Origin of the sequence: Devosia sp., from assembly GCF_035944845.1 — a bacterium.
Classification (GTDB): Bacteria; Pseudomonadota; Alphaproteobacteria; order Rhizobiales; family Devosiaceae; genus Devosia_A.
In genome coordinates this window covers 12243-30151 of the sequence record NZ_DASZAW010000015.1, presented here as the reverse complement: position 1 = coordinate 30151, position 17909 = coordinate 12243, and the positions used below count along the sequence as shown (strand labels likewise).

Sequence of the window (17909 nt, the reverse complement as noted above, 5' to 3'; positions counted from 1 at the left end):
TCCAGCAAGATCGGGATCAGTTGATGCCGAAACGGCGGCTCAGATCTTGCTCGCCCCAGCGCATCAGCACATTATGGTTCCAGGCAAAGGCGGGACGCAGCAGCGGCGCCAGGGTTCGCATCCAGGGTTTGCCCAGGTCGACGCGCCAATCGTAGCGCACGGTGGTCCCGTCTCCGTCGGAGTTGAGGGTCCAAAGTCCGACACCGCTGAGTTCTCCACTGGATGAGGTGCATCGGCTCGATGCGGGTCGAAACCACATCGAAGGTGATGGTGTAGGGCAGCGCCGTGGCCCAGGTGATGCGGCGCAGCGCCCCGATCCCACCGGCGTCACCGTCCTGAAGCCGCTCCACCTTGCGGACGGCGCGCCACCAGGATGGCCAGTCATCGACATCGACGATTTCCGGCCAGACCCGCTGCAACGGCGCGGCAATCCGCCAATGCGACACCAGTTCGAACTGGGTGACACTCATCTTGCATTGCCCCCTCGGCTGAAGGACAAGCGAGCATCGACCCATGGCAAGGGAACCGCAAGTGAGCGACGACGCGCCCCGCACGCCCCCGCGACAGGACAATTATCGCCCGGGCGCGGAGCCGCAGCCGCCACAGCCCGAGGCCTATGGCTGGCGCCTGGCGGACGACCTGATCATGGGGCTCAGGTTCTTCTCGCGGCTGCCCACCGGCGACAGTCCGTTCGAGAAGCCGAACCTCAACCGCATCGCCGTGGGCCTCAGCTTCACCAGCGTCGCCATCGGCTTCCTGCCGGCCCTGCTGATGATGCTCATCGCCTGGCTCGGGGTGCCGAGCTATTTTGCGGCAACACTCGGGGTGGCGGCGATGCTGGTCGCCACCGGCGCCATGGCGGACGATGCACTGGCCGACAGCGCCGACGGCCTGATTGGCGGTACGACGATCGAGCGTCGGCTCGAGATCATGAAGGACAGCCGGCATGGCACCTACGGCGTCGCCGCGATCGGGCTCTACCTGCTGCTGCGGGTGACGGCGGTGGGCGCCGTTGCAGCATTCAATCCCCTGGCGGCCGGGGCGATCTGGCTGGCCTCGACGGTGATCGGCCGCTCGGCGTCGCTGTGGGTGAGCGTCGCGCTGCCCAATGCGCGCGAGGGTGGCGCGTCGGCTTCGGTGGGGCGGGTATCGCGAAAGGCGTTCCTTGGGGGTATGGCGTTTGCCGTGCTGCTCGCCTTCGTGCTGGCCGCGCCATTCACCAGTGTGGTGGCGGTGATCCTGTCGCTGGCAGCCGCCACCGGTGTTGCTGCCGCGTGGGTTTGGACCTGCCGCAAGCTGATCGGCGGACAGACCGGCGACCTGATCGGGGCGCTGCAGGCGCTGATCGAGGTCGCCGTGCTGACCGTGCTGCTGGTGTTCGTTTAGGAGATCAGCCACCGGTGGTGGACCTCCCTCCCCCTTGAGGGGAGGGGAGCTTAGGCGGCCTGCGCCGCCGGGCTGGCGGAGTGTTGCTTGATGGCGGCGCGGACCTGCGGCCGAGCCTTCATCCGCTCGAACCAGGCGCGGATGTTGGGGAAGTCCGCCAACGGCGTCTTCGCCGCTGCGGCCCAGTTGACCATCACGAACAGATAGGCGTCGGCGACGCTGTAGTCATCGAGGAGCCACGCCCTGCCCTCGAGCTGCTTTTCGACGATGGCGTAGCGGGCGGCGGCACGCTTGCGGGCGTAATCCTGAGCCTGTTCGCCGACCTCGGGGTGGAACAGCCAGGGCGAGTAAGTCTTGTGGAGTTCCGTACCGAGAAAGGTCACCCACTGATTGAGTTCTCGCCGTTCGGTCGTCCCCTGCGCTGGCACCAGCCCGGCGGCCGGGTTCAGGTCGGCAAGGTATTGCAGAATGATGCCCGCTTCGCTGACCTCGGTGCCGTCATCGAGCCCAAGCAGCGGCACGTAGTTGCGGGCATTGATCTCTGAGTAGAGCATGCCGTCGGCCAGCGTGTGCGGCTCACCGATGATGTCGACATGGACGAAGTCCAGCGGAATGCCGGCCTCGGCGGCAACGATGGCGGGAGCAAGCGAGCATCCGTAGGGGTGATAGTAGAGCTGCATTTCAGTGTCTCCGGTTGATGATGCCAGAGACCTAGTTGCTGCAACTGGGAAAGGCGAACGGCGATTCTGCCATCTGGATTTGCATGAATGCAAACAGCTGACGTGCTACATCAACCGTATGGAAAACTGGAACGACCTGAAGCTGGTGCTCGCCATCGCCCGTGCGGGCACCCTCGGCGGCGGCGCCACGGCGCTCGGCGTCAATCACTCCACCGCCTTCCGGCGGCTCAATGCGCTCGAAGAAAAGCTTGGAGTGCGGCTGTTCGAGCGCCTGCCGGGCGGCATCTACCAAAGCACCACCGAGGGTGAGCGGGTCGCCACCACGGCCGAGCGCGTGGAAACTGAAGCCGATGCATTGAGCCGGGAGGTGGGCGGGCGAGACCAGCGGCTGGTTGGCGCGTTGCGCGTCACGTCGTCGGAAACGCTGGCCTATAGCGTGCTGACTGCGCAACTGGCGCGGTTCCGTCAGGTGCATCCGGGGATCGTGGTCGAGCTCGTGGTCGACAACCGGGTACTGAGCCTCAGCCGGCGCGAAGCCGACATTGCGCTGCGCGTAACACGGCCAAAAGAGCCCGATCTGTTTGGCCGCAAGCTTGCCGACATCGCCTGGGCGATCTACGCCGCGCCGGCGCTGGGGCCGCTGGATGAGGTGGCAGGGCACGATTTCATCGGCTGGGGCGCCGAAGTCACGGGGATCGCTGCAGCCGATTGGCTGGGCGAAAAGATCGAGCCGCGTCATATCGTCTATCGGGCCAATAGCCTGATCAACCAGTTCACCGCCGCCAAGGCCGGAATCGGCTATGCAGTGCTGCCGTGCTACCTCGGCGACATCGAACCAGGCCTCAGGCGCGCCGGCGCCGGGCCGGTCATCGAGTTGACACGCGAGCTCTGGATCGTCACCCATGCTGACCTCAGGAAGACGGCGCGAGTCAGGGCCTTCTTCGAGATCGTCGGTGACGGGCTGGTCGCAGAGAGTTCACTATTCTCCGGCCTCCGCGGTGCTTGAATTGCGCTTGCGGCTCCCCATTATCGGGGAGAGCGCCAGCTAAGGGATCTTTATGCTGTTCATCGGTTTCGCCCTCGTCATCGCCATCGGGCTGGCCCTCCTGGTCAGTGCCGATGCCGGGTCGATGGTCGGCCTCACGCAGGATCAACTCGGGCAGTTGCTGCCGCTGGTCGCCATCCTCATCTTTATCGCCGGCGGGTTGTTCTCGCGACGCTACAAGTTCTCCGAGCTGTTCGGCAATCTGGTGCTGTGGGCCGGCATCTTTGGCGTGGTGCTGGTCGGCTACACCTATCGCGACGACCTGACGCTGGTGGCCTCCCGGGTGTTCGGCGAGTTGATGCCAGGAATCGCGGTCGTCGACGGCGAGCGCGGCAGCGCTACCTTCCGCGGCGGGCGCGACGGGCACTTCCAGATCAATGCCACGATCAACGGCGCCGACATCCGCACCATCTTCGATACCGGCGCCAGCGCCGTGGTGCTGACCCATGATGATGCGCAAGAGGCCGGCTACGCGACCGAGACGCTGCGCTACGACATCTCCGTTTCCACCGCCAATGGTACCGGCAAGGCGGCGGCGGTAACGCTCGACCAGGTCGAGGTCGGCGGGATCGTCCGCAACAATGTGCGCGCCTTCATCGCCGAACAGGGCGCGCTGGAGCAGAGCCTGCTCGGCATGACCTTCCTCAGTACGCTCAGCCGCTATGCGGTGAGCGGCAACGCGCTCGAACTGGTCGACTGAGCGGGACTGAGGCATAGTCTCCCGAGATCACGGAGACCTCGATGCCACAACGTCCCTACGACGAAACCCTGTTGCGCCAATCCTTTGCCGTCGCCAAACGCTCACGAGATGGCGGCGACCATCCGTTCGGTTCGCTCCTGGCCGACAGATCCGGCAAGGTGCTGCGCGAGCAGGGGAACGGCTACAGCTCGGAAGGTGGCGACCGTACGGCGCACGCGGAAAAGCTGCTTGCCTCATGGGCAGCCAAGAACCTCAGCCTCGACGAGCTGAAAGACTGCACGCTCTATACCTCGGCCGAACCCTGCGCCATGTGCTCGGGCGCCATCTACTGGGCCGGCATCGGCCGGGTGGTGTTCGGCCAGACCGAGCGCGACCTCAAGGCGCAGACGGGTGCGCACGAGGAAAACCCGACGCTGGACCTGCCCTGTCACATCGTGTTCGAAGCCGGGCAGCGGCCGACCGAGATCGTCGGTCCGCTGCTGGCCGAGGAAGCCGAGCAGCTGCAGGCGGATTTCTGGAAGGACAAGGGGTGAGGCTGGTGGGCGCGGCCCCACCCTCATCCGGGCTTCGCCCACCTTCTCCCATCAAGGGAGAAGGCCCGACTTAGATGCTGGTGGAGGACCCTTCTCCCCTTGTGGGAGAAGGTGGGCGAAGCCCGGATGAGGGGAGGCCCCTCGGGGACAACCGCCGCTAAACCGCCAGTTGCAGCGCCGGCTCGAGCGCCTCGAAGGCCCGCATGATCACCTCCGGCCCTGCCCCCTTGCGCGCCGCATCGACGCTGAGGATCTGGCGGAAGGTGCGGGCGCCAGCGCGGGCGTTGGCGAGGCCCAGCATGTGGCGGGTGATATTGTTGAGCCGGGCGCCCTTGCCGATCTCGCGCTCGGCGTAATCAGCCATCGCGAGCATCACATCGCGCAACTCGATCGATTTCTTCGGCGCGCCGAAGAAGCGCTCGTCGACCAGGGTCAGCAGCATCGGCTCATGGTATGCGACGCGGCCGAGCATGACGCCCGACATGTGCGCCATGTGCGCCTCGGCGTCCTTGATGGTCTTGATGCCGCCATTGATCATGACCGGCAGCGGCTTCAGGCGCTGGGCGAGGCGATGGACGCGCGGATAGTCGAGCGGCGGGATCTCGCGGTTTTCCTTGGGGCTGAGGCCCTTGAGCCAGGCCTTGCGGGCGTGCACATAGAGCGCGTCGACGCCGGCTGCGACCATGGCGTCGGCGAAGCGATCGAGGCTCTCCTCGGTATCCTGATCGTCGATACCGATGCGGCACTTCACAGTCACCGGTACGTCGGTGGCATCACGCATGGCGCGAACGCATTCGGCGACAAGATCGGGCTCGGCCATCAGGCAGGCGCCGAAGCGGCCGGACTGCACCCGATCGGACGGGCAGCCGACATTGAGGTTGATCTCGCGATAGCCGAACTCGGTGGCGATGCGGGTCGCCTCGGCCAGTTCCTTCGGATCGGAACCACCAAGCTGCAGCGCCACGGGCTGCTCGACCTGGTCGAACTCCAGCAGCCGCTCGCGCGGCCCATGCACCACTGCGGCGCTGGTCACCATCTCGGTGAACAGCAGCGCGTGCGAAGTCAGCAGCCGATGCAGGACGCGACAGTGACGATCCGTCCAATCCATCATAGGTGCCACCGAAAACCTACGCGCTTGATTTATCACGCTTTTTTCGTCCTCTCAGGACCCTGGAACGTGCGGACGTTCGCCGCTTGTACGCCAGAGTATCCGTCAGCAATTGCGTATCGCTCCGTAAAGGGCGCCGAAATGTGGACGCGCCGAATAGGGCGAGAACTCGACTTGGGCCAGAAACCTGCTCCCAAGCATGAGCACGGGATCAAGACGGTCTCCGACTGATCGACCTGCATATCGGGTATATGGCCGGAGTTGGCAAGGAGATCGGCCGTTTCAAGGGATTCAGCTTGGACCTGCTGCGAGCCAGTCTCGGCAAGCTCAACAGTTGCAGCGGGTTTCGCACCGGCAGACGGCGGCCTCAGCCCGCCATTTCCGCGGCGACTTCGCGGATGGCGGCGACCAGCTGCTGTGCGCCAAAGCCCATGGTTTCACCCGAGCGGGTCGTGAGACCTACGGGTCCGGTCGTCTCGCTGGTGTCTACCGGCAGGGTCGCCATGTGTCCCTCGGCGACGTCGTCGGCGACAACGCCCTCCGAGATGATCCACACCGCATCGGTGTTGAGCGTGTAGCGCCGGCCGAAGGCATTGGACACGGTTTCGATGTCGTCCTTGAGATCGGTAACGCCATGTGCGGTCAGCAGGCGCTCCACGCTGGGCAGAATAACCGCGCCTGGCGGCGGGGTGAGTATCTGGTAGGACTCGATCGCGGTGAGGGTGAAGCGCTTGAGCTTGAGCAGGGGATGTCCGGCCCGCACCGCGAACACGACACGCTCGGCATAGAGGTGCTCGAACGAGAGCCCCGCGATCTCCCCCGGCTCCGCCATGCGGCCAATGACGAAATCCACCTCGCCGGCCCTGAGGAGCGAGAGCAGGTAGTCGTTCGGGCCGGTGATGATGCGCGTTCGCGCCTGCCCGCTTCCGGCGAAGCGCCGGACCGCATGCGGCAGGATGCGTGCCGAAACGGTGGGCAGCGCCCCTACCCGCACGATGGTCTCGCGCTCGGTTATACGAACCGAGTCAATGCCTTGCTTCAAGGCGCTGAGCGAAGACGCGGTGTAGCGCTGGAACTGCTCGCCAGCGAGTGTCAGGAACAAGCTGCGGCGAGAGCGGTCGAACAGTTGCACACCGAGGATTTCTTCGAGCTCCTGCACGGTCTTGGTAGCGGCGGGCTGGCTCATGTTGAGCTCGTCGGCGGCTCTGACCACGCTCTTCAAGCGCGCCACTTCGAGGAAGCAGACGATGTGCCTCAGTTTGATCCGTGCGTCGATCAGGCGGGGCGCCATGGGCAGGAACTCCTCGGCATATACGCCGCCGGTTATGGATGCGGGCAAACTAATCATTTTACAAGCTGGCGGGGCGCGGGCCTAACTGTTGAGGCGAGAGGAAAGTCATGAGTTTTGCGTCCATCAACGGCACGACGCTGCATTACCAGCTGACGGGCGCGCTGGACGGGCTGCCCGTGATCCTCGTCAATTCACTGGGTACGAATCTGCACATCTGGGACGACCTCGTCCCGCTCTTGGGCCTGCGCTATCGCGTGCTCTGCTACGACAAGCGCGGGCACGGGCTTTCGGACGCGCCGCCCGGACCTTACCGCCTCGATGACCACGTCGCAGATCTTCTCGGGCTCGTCGAGCAGTGCGGCTTCAGGCAGTTTTCCCTCTGCGGCATCTCGATCGGCGGCATGATCGCCATGCGGATTGCGGCGCAGCATCCAGGCAGAGTCCGGCGGCTCGTCCTTTGCGATACGGCGGCGCGCATCGGAACGCCGCAGATGTGGAACGACCGCATCGCGCAGGTTCGCCAAGGCGGCATGGCGGCCGTTGCTGATCAGGTGCTCGAACGCTGGGTTTCCCCGGGTTACCGCGAGCTCAGGGCCGCTGACTTTGCGGGATGGCGCAACATGCTCGAGCGCTGTCCGGCAGAAGGATATGTCGCAAGTTGCGCCAGCGTGCGCGACGCCGACCTGACCGCCGATATCGGGCACATTTCGGTCCCGACCCGCGTGATTGCCGGCGAGAACGACCTTGCCACCCCCCCGGAGACAGTACGGCAGCTGGCGGATGCCGTTGCCGGGGCGGAGTACCGGTTGGTCCGCAGGGCCGGGCACGTGCCCTCCATCGAGCAGCCAGAGTGGCTGTGCGAACTGATCTGCGAACATCTGCGCGAGGTTGTCCATGCCTGAACAGAACGACCTCTTCCAGCGCGGCATGGCTACTCGCCGTGCCGTCCTGGGCGACAGCCACGTGGACGGAGCCGAGACGGCGAAGACCGACTTCGACAACGACTTCCAGGCCTTCATCACCGAGGGCGCCTGGGGCTCGGTATGGGCGCGCCCGGGCCTGTCGCGGCGCGAACGCTCTCTGATCACCATTGCGCTCCTCGCCGCCGCCGGTCACGACGAGGAAGTAGCGATGCACGTAAAGGCAACGATGAACACCGGCGCATCGGCCGAAGATATCAAAGAAGCGCTGCTGCACGTGGCTGTCTATGCCGGAGTACCGGCAGCCAACCGCGCCTTCCGGATTGCCAAGCGCGAACTCGAAAAGCGCGGAGACTGACCATGGCGATCGGCCCAGACCCTGAGAATGGCAGCCTTTTTCAGCGCGACCGGGCCTGGCACCCGCCGGCCTTCACCCCTGGCTACAAGAGCACGACGCTGCGGGCGCCCCGGCATGCCCTGCTTTCGCTTGCCCCCACCAGATCGGAACTGACCGGCCCGACCTTCGGCCATGGTGTCATCCAGCCGCTCGACAACGACCTCATCCGCAACTACAGCCACGACGGCACTGAGGCGATCGGCCAGCGGATGGTGGTCTATGGCCAAGTGCTGGACGAGAATGCCCGGCCGGTGCGCGGCACCTTGGTTGAGTTCTGGCAGGCTAACGCGTCCGGGCGCTACCGGCACAAGCGCGAAGGCTACACGGCGCCGCTTGACCCGAACTTCGGCGGCTGCGGCCGCGCCATCACCGACGAGAACGGCTACTATCATTTCCGTACGATCAAGCCGGGCGCCTATCCCTGGCCCAATGGCGGAAATGATTGGCGGCCGGCCCATATCCACTTCTCGGTGTTCGGCCACGCCTTCGCCCAGCGGCTCATTACGCAGATGTATTTCGAGGGCGATCCGATGATCTGGCAGGATCCCATCGCGCTCGCGATCCCTGACCGGACCGCTGTGGAACAGTTGATCGCCAGGCTCGACCGGCTGAATACGACGCCGATGGATGCATTGGCGTATCGTTTCGACATCGTGCTGCGAGGGCGCCGCTCGACCCTGTTCGAGAACCGGCAGGAGGGGAACTGATGCTCAGCCAGTTGCCGCCGCTGAAAGAATCGCCATCGCAGACGGCCGGGCCCTATGTGCATATCGGCATGACGCCGAGCCTCGAGGGCATCACCGGTCCCAACGTGAAGGACCTGGGTGCAGGTCCGGTCTCAGCCGGCAGCGGTCCGCGTATCATCCTGACCGGCCACATCTTCGATGGATCCGGCGCACCAGTAGGGGACGCAGTGGTCGAGCTGTGGCAGGCCGATGCCGAGGGCACCCACAACTCCGCCTGGGGACGCGTGGCGACCGATGCAACCGGCGGCTACAGCTTCGATACGGTGAAACCGGGGCGCGTTACCGGGCCGGATGGCAAGCCCATGGCGCCGCACGTGACGCTGTGGATCGTGGCGCGCGGCATCAATATCGGGCTCCACACCCGGCTCTATTTCGGCGACGAGGCCGATGCGAATGCAACCGATTTCGTCCTCAACCGGGTCATGGATCCGCGCCGGCGGAAGACCCTGGTGGCGGCAAGGTCCGAGGCCGATGGGAAGCCAGTCTACACGCTCGATATACGCCTTCAGGGCGAGGACGAAACGGTGTTCTTCGACATGTGACCGTACTGGCGGGGTGGCGCGGGGTGACGGCACGGGTTAGCGATTGCGGATCAGGAGTTTGAACCGATGACGCGATCGCTGCTGCAGCATCTGGTGGGAGACGCCGAGTTCGAGGCCCTGTTCACCGATGAGGCCGAGATCGCCGCGATCCTCGAGTTCGAGGCCGCGCTGGCCGCTGCCGAGGTGGAGGCCGGCCTTGTTCCGGAAGCGGCAGCCGGCGCAATCGGCACCGTGATCAGCTCGTTTCACCCTGACAGGGCCGATCTCTCCGATGGTGTTGCCAGGGATGGCGTCGTGGTGCCGGCGCTGGTCCGACAATTGCGAGCGGCACTGGGCGAGCATGGGGCTTGGCTCCATGTCGGGGCTACCAGCCAGGACGCGATCGATACCGGGCTGATGTTGCGGCTCGCCAGGGCGATCTCGCTGATCGAGCAGCGGCTCACTTCGCTCGAGGATGCGCTCGGGCAGCTTGGTGAGCGCTTCGGGGCGCTGACAATGATGGCGCATACGCGCATGCAGCGGGCCCTGCCAATCCCCGTCTCGGGGAAGCTATCGGCCTGGACCGAGCCGCTGGCTCGCGCCCGCCGCACGCTGGGCCTGCTGCGCCCGCGGCTGCTGGTGATCCAGCTCGGAGGGCCGGTTGGTTCGCGCGCAGAACTTGGCGAAAGAGCCGACCTCGTAGCCAGGCGGCTCGCGGAGCGTCTCGACCTGGGGTTGGCAACGCCCTGGCACACGGAGCGCGACCCGATCGGGGAGTTCGGCGCCGTCCTGTCACTGATCACCGGTGCGCTGGGCAAGCTCGGCGCCGACGTAGCGCTGCTTTCGCAGAACGAGGTCGCCACCATCGCGATCGAAGGCGGTGGCGGCTCGTCCGCCATGGCGCACAAGTCGAATCCCGTGAATGCGGAGCTGCTCGTAACGCTGGCACGCTTCAATGCCGGCCAGCTCGGCCTGCTGCATCAGGCGCTGGTGCACGAATACGAGCGCTCGGGATCGGCGTGGACGCTGGAGTGGCTGGTGCTGCCGCAGATGGTGGTGGCCACGGGGGCAAGCCTCAGGATCGCGGCGGCGCTGATCGGCCAGATCAGCTTTCAGTCGGACAAGCCGCAATAGTTCTCGGCAAAGCTCCGCTGCGCCACTTCGGAGTGCGTGAGGTAGTCGAACTCGGCCCGCTGGATCCGACGGCCGAAAGTGCCCGTTTCCGGGAAGGTGTGGAGCAGCGAAGTCATCCACCACGAAAAGCGCTCGGCGAGCCAGATGCGTTTCAGCGCTCGCTCGGAATAGCCATCGATGCCGGCTTCCGAGCCCTGCCGATAGAAGCCGGTCAGTGCCTCGGCGAGGGTTTTTACGTCGTGCATGGCGAGGTTGAGCCCCTTGGCGCCGGTGGGCGGCACGATGTGGGCTGCGTCGCCTGCGAGGAACAGCCGGCCGTGCCGCAGCGGCTCGGCCACGAAACTGCGGAGCGGCGCGATGGACTTTTCTATCGACGGCCCGGTCTTGAGCGCGGCGGCCGTGTCGGGGTTAAGGCGGGCCCGCAGTTCGTCCCAGAAGCGATCGTCGCTCCAGTCCTCGACCTTCTCGGTGATCGGCACCTGCACGTAGTAGCGGCTGCGTGTCCTGGAGCGCATCGAGCACAGGGCGAAACCGCGCTCGTGATGCGCATAAACCAGCTCGTCGGCCACCGGCGGCTGCTCGACCAGCACGCCTAGCCATCCGAATGGATATACCCGCTCATATGTGGTGATGTCCGACGGCTGGACGGTGGCGCGGCTGACACCGTGGAATCCGTCACAACCGGCGATGAAATCGCACTCGATCTCGTGCGCTGCGCCCTCATGGCGGTACGCGACGCGCGCGCGGTCATCGTTGCAATCATAGACCGCCACATCCTCGGCCCCGTAGATCGTCTGAGCCCCGCGCGCCTCCATCAGATCGCGGGTGACCTCGGTCTGGCCATAGACCATGACCTTGCGGTCACCGAAGTCGATGCGATGCAACTCACCGTCGAAGCTGAGCTCGACGCCGGTGTGCATGAGCCCCTCGCGGTGCATCCGCGCGCCGACGCCGGCAGCATCGAGCAGATCTATCGCCCCCTGCTCGAGCACACCCGCCCGAATGCGGCCAAGGACGTATTCGGCGCTCCTACGCTCGAGTATGATGTTGTCGATGCCGCTCAACTCGAGCAACTTGCCGAGCATCAGCCCTGCAGGACCGGCGCCGATAATGACGACCTGCGTGCGCATGCAGCCTCCTACGCTCGCTCCATCGCCAATGCGATGCCCTGCCCCACGCCGATGCACATGGTCGCCAGGGCTCGCTTGCCACCGGTCGATGACAGTTCAAGCGCCGCAGTACCGGCGATGCGTGCGCCGGACATGCCCAGGGGGTGCCCGAGCGCGATGGCCCCTCCGTTCGGGTTGATATGCGATCCATCTTCCGGCAGTCCAAGCTCGCGTAGTACGGCGATGGCCTGGCTGGCGAAGGCCTCGTTGAGCTCGATCACGTCGAAATCGGTCGGTGCGAAGCCCAGGCGCGCACAGAGCTTCTGCGTCGCCGGCGCCGGGCCCATGCCCATGATCCTGGGCGGGACGCCCGCCGCGGCCCCGCCGAGGAGGCGGGCGATCGGGGTGAGTCCGTAGCGTCTGGCGGCTGCCTCCGAGGCGATGATCAGAGCCGCAGCCCCGTCGTTGACCCCGGAGGCGTTACCGGCTGTCACCGAGCCCCCTTGGCGAAACGGGGTCGGCAACTTTGCGAGGGATTCGAGCGTGGTGTCGGGGCGCGGATGCTCGTCCTTGTCGACGACGACCGGATCGCCCTTCCGCTTGGGAATGGTCACCGGGACGATCTCGCGCGCCAGCCTCCCGTTCTGCTGCGCCGCGACGGCGCGCCGGTGGCTGCGCAGCGCGAAGGCGTCCTGATCCTCACGGCTGACCTTGTAATCGGCGGCGACGTTCTCGCCGGTCTCGGGCATGGAGTCGACGCCATATTGCTGCTTCATCAACGGGTTGATGAAGCGCCAGCCGATGGTGGTGTCGTAGAGTTCGGCGTTGCGCGAAAAGGCCGTGTCCGCCTTGGGCAGCACGAATGGCGCCCGGCTCATCGACTCGACGCCACCGGCGATCATCAGTTCGGCCTCGCCGGCGCGGATGGCGCGCGCGGCGGTGATCAGCGCATCGAGGCCGGAGCCGCACAGGCGATTGATCGTGGTGCCGGAGATGGTATGCGGCAGGCCGGCCAGCAGGAGACTCATGCGGGCCACGTTCCTGTTGTCCTCTCCGGCCTGGTTGGCACAGCCGAAGATCACGTCGTCGACCGCCTCCCAGTCGACACCGGGGTTCTCGGCGACGAGCGCCTTGAGCGGCACGGTGCCGAGGTCGTCCGGCCGGACGGCGGAGAGCACTCCGCCAAAGCGGCCGATGGGCGTGCGTCTATAGGCGCAGATGAAGGCCTCAGCCATGGCGCGTCCCCGCGTGTGCGGCAGCGGTGCGGGCCTGCAGGTCGCGCAGCGTGCCCAGTTCGAGTGCCGTCGGCACCGGCGTCACCTCGAGATCGTCGGCAAAGCGCACTTTCCAGCCGCAGGTCTCCTGCACCATCTCGCGGGTGACGCCGCGATGCAGCGAGTTGACGGTGAACTCCTTGGTCTCGGGGTCCGGGCGCCAGATGGCGAGGTCGGTGATCAGCAGCGTCGGCCCTTTGGTGGCGATACCAAGCCGCTGCCGGTGGTCGCCGCCTTCGCCGTGGCCAAACGAGGTGAAGAAGTCGATCCTTTCGACCATCGAGCGCTGCGCCTGCTTGAGGGTAATAAAGATCTCGCCACACGAGGTCGCGATCTCCGGCGCGCCGCCGCCGCCGGGCAGGCGGACCTTGGGCTTGGCATAATCCCCGATCACGGTGGTGTTGATATTCCCGAAGCGGTCGAGCTGGGCGGCGCCGAGAAAGCCGATCGAGATGCGCCCGCCCATGAGCCAGTAGCGGAACATCTCGGGCACGGAGACAGTGCTCAGGGCCGTCTCGCAAAGTTCGCCATCGCCGATGGAGAGCGGCAGGACCTCGGGTGCCGTGCCGATGGTGCCGCTCTCGTAGATCAGAGTGATGTCCGGCGCGTGAGTGAGCCGCGCTACGTTGCAGGCGGCCGATGGTGCGCCGATGCCGACAAAGCAGACATCGTCGCTCGAAAGCGCGCGGGCGGCCGCGATGGTCATCATCTCGTTGGGGGTGAAATCGCTCATCTGAGGGGCTCCACGCGAGCCGCGAAGATCTCGGGGCCGACGCTCAGCACATTGTCCCTGATCCAGCTGTCGAACAGCTCGCGATCGGCCGAGATCTTGTCCCATTCGAGATAGGCGGCATTGTCACGAGCGTAGTAGCCATGGGTATAGGAAGGATGCGCCCCGCCCGGGACCACGGCGATGGCGTGGATGGTCCAGTGCGGCAGGATACAGAGGTTGGGGTGGAGGCCGGCAAAGTCGGGCACGACTTCCTCCACCGTTACAACGACGCGCCGGGCGGCGAGGGCCGCTTCCTTCTGAACGCCGATAATCCCCTCAACGAGGACATCGCCTTTCTGGTTGGCCTTCTGGGCGTGGATGAAGGTGACGTCCGGCCGATGGGCCGGGATGGCGGCGAGCTCCTCGCCGCTGAAGGGACAGGTGACCGACCGGATATCCGGGTTCACCTTGGGCAGGTCGGCGCCCTTGTAGCCGCGGAAGATGGCGCAGGGCAGGCCGGACGCACCGGCCTCGTAGGCCTGGGCCATGGCGGAATGGGAGTGTTCGACCGTCTCGATGGAGCGCGGATGCTGGTTCTCGATTGCGTCGCGCATACGGCGCAGCAGGCCCACCCCTGGGTTGCCGGCATAGGAGAAGATGACCTTCTTTGCCATGCCCATGCCGATCATCTGGTCGTAGATGATGTCCGGCGTCATGCGCAGGAGCGTCAGGTCCCTGAAGCCCTGGCGGATCGCCTCGTGCCCGGCGGCATGCGGGATGAGGTGGGTGAATCCCTCGAATGCGACGGTGTCGCCGTCGTGCAGGTTTCGCCGGACAGCCTCGGCGAGCGGAAGAAATTCGGACATGGGCCTGAGTGCACTCGATCTGTTGGATGCCAGTCAATCACCGAAGCAACCGCGCTGGAAATGACAATGGGGGTGCAACGCATAACCTAGGGTTTATACGAGAGGCCTGAACCGGCCCCGCGGGGCGCGGGGCTGTGCAACAATCCCCGGACCAATCGAGCGCGGTGGTACGCATCGCTGCTACGCTGGCCCAACGCGCGGCATCGCCGCCCAGCGCCGTGCAATGCGACCCGCGGCGATTCAGCGGCGTAGTTACCCGGCCCCCATGCTGCGACGGCTGCTCGTGGGCGCCAGGTCAGCGCCGGTGCGGGCACGGATGGCGGCCCACGGCCCCTCGGGCAAACCGGCGCGACCGCCTCACGCGTAGGCTATTTCGAACGCGCTTCGCCTTGGTCACAAGCCGTTCGGCAAGTTCGGACTCAAGCGCTAGTTGTCCACTCCACCCCAGATCGCCTCCGCCGTTCGCACCACGAGCTCAAGCTTGCGCTTCTGATCGTCCTCGGTGATGGCGTTGCCTTCCTCGGTCGATGCGAATCCGCATTGTGGGGCGATGCCGAGCTGGTCGATGTCGGCATACTTGCTGGCCGCGTCGAACTTGCGCTTCAGCTCGTCGATGTCCTCGAGCGCCGCTGTCTTGGTCGTGATGAAACCAGGCAGCACGCGCTTCCTGCCCTTCGGCAACAGGCGCAGGGGCTCGAAACCGCCGGCCCGGTCGCTGTCGTATTCCATGAAGTAGATGTCGACGCCGGTCTGGTTGAACACGGCATCCGCGGCGGGATCGTAGGCGCCCTCGGCGACCCAGGTGGACCTGAAATTGCCTCGGCACATATGCATGCCGATCAGCATATCGGCCGGCCGATCCTCGATCGCGTCGTGCATCATCCTGGCATATCGCCCGATCAGCCAATCCGGATCCTCGCCACGCGCCTTGCGCTCGGCGCGGATCTTCGGATCGCAGAGGTAGGCGAAGAAGATGTCGTCCATCTGGAGGTAACGGCAGCCGGCCGCGTAGAAGGCCTTCACCGCCTTCTTGTAGGTGCGGGTGATGGCATCGAAATAGGCCTCGGCGTCGTGCTTGTACTCGTTGACGTCGATGTCTTCCTCGGCCACGCGGAAGTGGATAGCGCTCGGCCCCGGGATCGAAATCTTCGGGGTGACGCTCGTATGAGCCTTCACAAACTTGAAGTGCTCCAGCATCGGGTGATCGTCGGGGAAGTCGAGCGGACCGGTGATGATCGGCACATCCGACTTGGTCTTCACACCATGGAACTGGATGGCGCCGCCATCGCGACGGACGATCTCGAGCCCGTCCAGCATGCCCATGAAGTCGAAGTGCCACCAGGCGCGACGGAATTCGCCGTCGGTTACGGCCCTGAGGCCTGCAGCCTCCTGCATCTTGATCACGTCGATGATCGCCTCGTCCTCGACCTGCTGCAGCTCCGCGGCCGACAGCGTCCTGTCGTCGAAGTGAGCCTTGCGCGCAGCCTTGACGGTAGCGGGCCGCAGGAAGCTGCCGACCACATCGGCGCGGTACGGCGGCGTGAGCGTTGTGGCAACGGTCATTGGGTCCTCCTCCCAGGGTTGGCGCATGTGACCCACCTTCCGATCAGGAGGCAAGGCTGTACTTGCCAATTGTATACATCCAGTCTTTTATGTCATCGACGATGATCGATTTTCTGGGAGGTGAGCGGTCATGCCCCAACAGACCTTTCCGTTGAACGCGTGGTATGCCGCAGCGTGGGACACCGAGGTCAAGCGCGAGCTGCTGCCGCGCAAGATCTGCGAAAAGCCAGTCGTTATCTACCGAAAGCGGGACGGAACCGCAGTTGCGCTGGCCGATGCCTGTTGGCATCGGCTGCTGCCGCTCTCGATGGGAGAACTCTATGGCGACAGTGTCATCTGCGGTTATCACGGCCTCGAGTTCGACGATTCAGGCCGATGTGTATACATGCCGTCCCAGGAGACGATTAACCCGTCCGCTTGCGTGAAATCCTACCCACTGGTCGAAAAGCACCGCTTCATCTGGCTGTGGATGGGCGATCCCGCCCTCGCCGATCCCGCCAAGGTTCCGGATCTGCATTGGAACGACGACCCGCAATGGGCGGCGGACGGCAAGCTGATCCATGCCAGGTGCGACTACCGACTGGTGATCGATAACCTGATGGACCTGACGCACGAGACCTATGTACACGGGTCTTCGATCGGCAATCGCGCGGTGGCCGAAGCCCCATTCACGGCGACGCACTCGGACCGCACGGCGACCATTACGCGCTGGATGAAGGACATCGACGCCCCGCCGTTCTGGCGGGGGCAACTCGGCAAGCCCGGCAATGTCGACCGCTGGCAGATCATCAACTTTGAGTCCCCCGCAACCATCACGATCGACGTGGGCGTCGCTCCAGCCGGTACTGGCGCGCCCGAAGGCGACCGGAGCCAGGGAGTCAACGGCTTCGTGCTCAATACGATCACGCCAGAGACTGAGAAGACCTGTCACTATTTCTGGGCCTTCGCGCGCAACTACAAGCTCAGCGAGCAGCGCCGCACGCACGAACTCCGCGAGGGTGTGGCCGGCATCTTCCGCGAGGACGAGCGCATCCTCGAAGCCCAGCAGATCGCGATCGACAACCATCCGGACCACGTCATTTACAACCTGAACATCGATGCCGGCTCGATGTGGGCGCGCAAGCTCATCGACCGGATGATCGGTGACGAGCAGGCCCAGCAGATGGCGGCGGAGTAGGCCATGACCGAGGTGCAACGGCGACAGCAACCGCAATCACTGAAGGCGCTGCTGGGAATACGCGACCTGGTGTTCGGGGGCCAGGCCCGGCCGGGTGAGCGGCTCTCCGAAATCGGCATCGCGGAAAAGCTCGGCATATCGCGCACCCCGATCCGGGCGGCGCTGGCCCGGCTCGAACAGGAGGGACTGCTCGAGTTGATCCCGTCCGGTGGCTATGCGGTGCGCAGCTTCACCCGCGACGAGGTGATCGACGCGATCGAGTTGCGCGGTGTGCTCGAAGGTACTGCTGCCCGGCTCGCGGCGGAACGCGGCGTGCAGCCTGCGAAACTGCGTGCCGTCAATGACTTGTTACGTGGCCTCGACGGCACGATGACTGATCGTCCCGGAGATATGGACTTCGATCGCTATGTGGAACTCAACGCCCAGTTCCACGAGGCCCTTGCCGGCCTTGCCGGCAGCGAGACGATCCGGCGCGAGATCGAGCGTGTGACCCAACTGCCCTTCGCTTCGCCCAGCGCTTTTCTCGACAAGCAGGCCGACGTGCCGGCGTTCCGCCGCTCGTTGGTGATCGGCCAGTCGCAGCATCGGGCGATCGTCAATGCTATCGAGCTCAGGGAGGGAGGGCGCGCCGAGGCGCTGGCACGCGAGCATGGACGTCTCGCGCGGCAGAACCTCGAATATGTCATCGAGCAGGATCGCAGCCTGATGAGGCGAGTGCCGGCGCTGGCACTGGTCTCGGGCTGAGGG

General features: G+C 65.3%; 20 protein-coding genes. 11 read left to right on the top strand and 9 right to left on the bottom strand.

The window, feature by feature from the left end:
* Positions 1 to 71 precede the first annotated feature (71 nt).
* On the bottom strand, positions 72 to 470 hold the full coding sequence (locus VGV07_RS02495) for an SRPBCC family protein (RefSeq protein WP_326867110.1): 399 nt from the start codon (positions 468 to 470) through the stop codon (positions 72 to 74).
* A gap of 61 nt (positions 471 to 531) precedes the next feature.
* On the opposite strand from VGV07_RS02495, the gene VGV07_RS02490 reads away from it, so the two are divergent.
* Positions 532 to 1386 (top strand): adenosylcobinamide-GDP ribazoletransferase, encoded by an 855-nt coding sequence (locus tag VGV07_RS02490; RefSeq protein ID WP_326867109.1) that lies wholly within the window; start codon positions 532 to 534, stop codon positions 1384 to 1386.
* Between the two features lie 50 nt (positions 1387 to 1436).
* Here VGV07_RS02490 and VGV07_RS02485 read toward each other — a convergent pair whose 3' ends face one another.
* Complete coding sequence (locus tag VGV07_RS02485) at positions 1437 to 2066, bottom strand: glutathione binding-like protein (RefSeq protein ID WP_326867108.1); 630 nt, start codon at positions 2064 to 2066, stop codon at positions 1437 to 1439.
* Positions 2067 to 2184: 118 nt separating this feature from the next.
* On the opposite strand from VGV07_RS02485, the gene VGV07_RS02480 reads away from it, so the two are divergent.
* From VGV07_RS02480 to VGV07_RS02470, 3 genes are read left to right on the top strand one after another with little or no spacing between them, the layout of a single operon-like run.
* Complete coding sequence (locus tag VGV07_RS02480) at positions 2185 to 3072, top strand: LysR family transcriptional regulator (protein WP_326867107.1); 888 nt, start codon at positions 2185 to 2187, stop codon at positions 3070 to 3072.
* Between the two features lie 52 nt (positions 3073 to 3124).
* Positions 3125 to 3811, top strand: a complete 687-nt coding sequence (locus tag VGV07_RS02475) for a retropepsin-like aspartic protease family protein (protein WP_326867106.1) — start codon at positions 3125 to 3127, stop codon at positions 3809 to 3811.
* Positions 3812 to 3852: 41 nt separating this feature from the next.
* Positions 3853 to 4344, top strand: a complete 492-nt coding sequence (locus tag VGV07_RS02470; RefSeq protein ID WP_326867105.1) for a nucleoside deaminase — start codon at positions 3853 to 3855, stop codon at positions 4342 to 4344.
* Between the two features lie 157 nt (positions 4345 to 4501).
* On the opposite strand, the gene dusA is transcribed toward VGV07_RS02470, so the two are convergent.
* On the bottom strand, positions 4502 to 5491 hold the full coding sequence (dusA, locus tag VGV07_RS02465; protein ID WP_326867104.1) for a tRNA dihydrouridine(20/20a) synthase DusA: 990 nt from the start codon (positions 5489 to 5491) through the stop codon (positions 4502 to 4504).
* A gap of 328 nt (positions 5492 to 5819) precedes the next feature.
* On the bottom strand, positions 5820 to 6743 hold the full coding sequence (gene pcaQ / locus VGV07_RS02460) for a pca operon transcription factor PcaQ (protein ID WP_326867103.1): 924 nt from the start codon (positions 6741 to 6743) through the stop codon (positions 5820 to 5822).
* A 107-nt stretch (positions 6744 to 6850) separates the two neighbouring features.
* Between pcaQ and pcaD the strand changes: the two genes are divergently transcribed.
* From pcaD to VGV07_RS02435, 5 genes are all read left to right on the top strand, one after another.
* Positions 6851 to 7645 carry a 3-oxoadipate enol-lactonase gene (gene pcaD, locus VGV07_RS02455; RefSeq protein WP_326867102.1) on the top strand — a complete coding sequence of 265 codons (795 nt, stop codon included), beginning with the start codon at positions 6851 to 6853 and terminating at the stop codon, positions 7643 to 7645.
* Positions 7638 to 8021 (top strand): 4-carboxymuconolactone decarboxylase, encoded by a 384-nt coding sequence (pcaC, locus tag VGV07_RS02450; RefSeq protein WP_326867101.1) that lies wholly within the window; start codon positions 7638 to 7640, stop codon positions 8019 to 8021. Before pcaD ends, pcaC begins: the two co-directional genes overlap by 8 nt.
* A 2-nt stretch (positions 8022 to 8023) precedes the next feature.
* A complete protein-coding gene (gene pcaH / locus VGV07_RS02445) occupies positions 8024 to 8767 on the top strand; it encodes a protocatechuate 3,4-dioxygenase subunit beta (protein ID WP_326867100.1) in 744 nt (247 codons plus the stop codon).
* Entirely contained in the window at positions 8767 to 9348 is a 582-nt protein-coding gene (gene pcaG / locus VGV07_RS02440; protein ID WP_326867099.1) for a protocatechuate 3,4-dioxygenase subunit alpha, read from the top strand. Before pcaH ends, pcaG begins: the two co-directional genes overlap by 1 nt.
* Before the next feature lie 66 nt (positions 9349 to 9414).
* Positions 9415 to 10461 (top strand): 3-carboxy-cis,cis-muconate cycloisomerase, encoded by a 1047-nt coding sequence (locus VGV07_RS02435; RefSeq protein WP_326867098.1) that lies wholly within the window; start codon positions 9415 to 9417, stop codon positions 10459 to 10461.
* Here VGV07_RS02435 and pobA read toward each other — a convergent pair.
* From pobA to VGV07_RS02410, 5 genes are all read right to left on the bottom strand, one after another.
* Entirely contained in the window at positions 10440 to 11591 is a 1152-nt protein-coding gene (pobA, locus tag VGV07_RS02430; RefSeq protein ID WP_326867097.1) for a 4-hydroxybenzoate 3-monooxygenase, read from the bottom strand. The two genes, VGV07_RS02435 and pobA, sit on opposite strands and share 22 nt — an antisense overlap.
* Positions 11592 to 11599: 8 nt before the next feature.
* On the bottom strand, positions 11600 to 12805 hold the full coding sequence (gene pcaF, locus VGV07_RS02425; RefSeq protein ID WP_326867096.1) for a 3-oxoadipyl-CoA thiolase: 1206 nt from the start codon (positions 12803 to 12805) through the stop codon (positions 11600 to 11602).
* Complete coding sequence (locus VGV07_RS02420; RefSeq protein ID WP_326867095.1) at positions 12798 to 13577, bottom strand: CoA-transferase subunit beta; 780 nt, start codon at positions 13575 to 13577, stop codon at positions 12798 to 12800. The genes pcaF and VGV07_RS02420 overlap by 8 nt, the downstream gene beginning before the upstream one ends.
* The gene (locus tag VGV07_RS02415; RefSeq protein WP_326867094.1) at positions 13574 to 14422 is read right to left on the bottom strand and encodes a CoA transferase subunit A; all 849 of its coding nucleotides are present in this window, start codon (positions 14420 to 14422) and stop codon (positions 13574 to 13576) included. The genes VGV07_RS02420 and VGV07_RS02415 overlap by 4 nt, the downstream gene beginning before the upstream one ends.
* 426 nt (positions 14423 to 14848) lie before the next feature.
* Complete coding sequence (locus tag VGV07_RS02410) at positions 14849 to 15985, bottom strand: 5-methyltetrahydropteroyltriglutamate--homocysteine S-methyltransferase (RefSeq protein ID WP_326867093.1); 1137 nt, start codon at positions 15983 to 15985, stop codon at positions 14849 to 14851.
* A gap of 130 nt (positions 15986 to 16115) precedes the next feature.
* On the opposite strand from VGV07_RS02410, the gene VGV07_RS02405 reads away from it, so the two are divergent.
* Positions 16116 to 17162, top strand: coding sequence for an aromatic ring-hydroxylating dioxygenase subunit alpha (locus VGV07_RS02405; RefSeq protein ID WP_326867092.1), 1047 nt, complete (start codon positions 16116 to 16118; stop codon positions 17160 to 17162).
* A gap of 3 nt (positions 17163 to 17165) precedes the next feature.
* Entirely contained in the window at positions 17166 to 17906 is a 741-nt protein-coding gene (locus VGV07_RS02400; RefSeq protein WP_326867091.1) for a GntR family transcriptional regulator, read from the top strand.
* Positions 17907 to 17909 lie beyond the last annotated feature (3 nt).

What these genes read in the sequence shown, in the direction of transcription:
- VGV07_RS02405 (WP_326867092.1), top strand. Translation starts at nt 16,116, where the DNA reads ATGCCCCAACAGACCTTTCCGTTGAACGCGTGGTATGCCGCAGCGTGG.
- pcaD (WP_326867102.1), top strand. Translation starts at nt 6,851, where the DNA reads ATGAGTTTTGCGTCCATCAACGGCACGACGCTGCATTACCAGCTGACG.
- VGV07_RS02485 (WP_326867108.1), bottom strand. Translation starts at nt 2,066, where the DNA reads ATGCAGCTCTACTATCACCCCTACGGATGCTCGCTTGCTCCCGCCATC.
- VGV07_RS02475 (WP_326867106.1), top strand. Translation starts at nt 3,125, where the DNA reads ATGCTGTTCATCGGTTTCGCCCTCGTCATCGCCATCGGGCTGGCCCTC.
- pcaC (WP_326867101.1), top strand. Translation starts at nt 7,638, where the DNA reads ATGCCTGAACAGAACGACCTCTTCCAGCGCGGCATGGCTACTCGCCGT.
- VGV07_RS02495 (WP_326867110.1), bottom strand. Translation starts at nt 470, where the DNA reads ATGAGTGTCACCCAGTTCGAACTGGTGTCGCATTGGCGGATTGCCGCG.
- pcaG (WP_326867099.1), top strand. Translation starts at nt 8,767, where the DNA reads ATGCTCAGCCAGTTGCCGCCGCTGAAAGAATCGCCATCGCAGACGGCC.
- VGV07_RS02470 (WP_326867105.1), top strand. Translation starts at nt 3,853, where the DNA reads ATGCCACAACGTCCCTACGACGAAACCCTGTTGCGCCAATCCTTTGCC.
- VGV07_RS02420 (WP_326867095.1), bottom strand. Translation starts at nt 13,577, where the DNA reads ATGAGCGATTTCACCCCCAACGAGATGATGACCATCGCGGCCGCCCGC.
- VGV07_RS02400 (WP_326867091.1), top strand. Translation starts at nt 17,166, where the DNA reads ATGACCGAGGTGCAACGGCGACAGCAACCGCAATCACTGAAGGCGCTG.
- VGV07_RS02410 (WP_326867093.1), bottom strand. Translation starts at nt 15,985, where the DNA reads ATGACCGTTGCCACAACGCTCACGCCGCCGTACCGCGCCGATGTGGTC.
- pcaQ (WP_326867103.1), bottom strand. Translation starts at nt 6,743, where the DNA reads ATGGCGCCCCGCCTGATCGACGCACGGATCAAACTGAGGCACATCGTC.
- VGV07_RS02415 (WP_326867094.1), bottom strand. Translation starts at nt 14,422, where the DNA reads ATGTCCGAATTTCTTCCGCTCGCCGAGGCTGTCCGGCGAAACCTGCAC.
- pobA (WP_326867097.1), bottom strand. Translation starts at nt 11,591, where the DNA reads ATGCGCACGCAGGTCGTCATTATCGGCGCCGGTCCTGCAGGGCTGATG.
- VGV07_RS02480 (WP_326867107.1), top strand. Translation starts at nt 2,185, where the DNA reads ATGGAAAACTGGAACGACCTGAAGCTGGTGCTCGCCATCGCCCGTGCG.
- pcaF (WP_326867096.1), bottom strand. Translation starts at nt 12,805, where the DNA reads ATGGCTGAGGCCTTCATCTGCGCCTATAGACGCACGCCCATCGGCCGC.
- pcaH (WP_326867100.1), top strand. Translation starts at nt 8,024, where the DNA reads ATGGCGATCGGCCCAGACCCTGAGAATGGCAGCCTTTTTCAGCGCGAC.
- VGV07_RS02435 (WP_326867098.1), top strand. Translation starts at nt 9,415, where the DNA reads ATGACGCGATCGCTGCTGCAGCATCTGGTGGGAGACGCCGAGTTCGAG.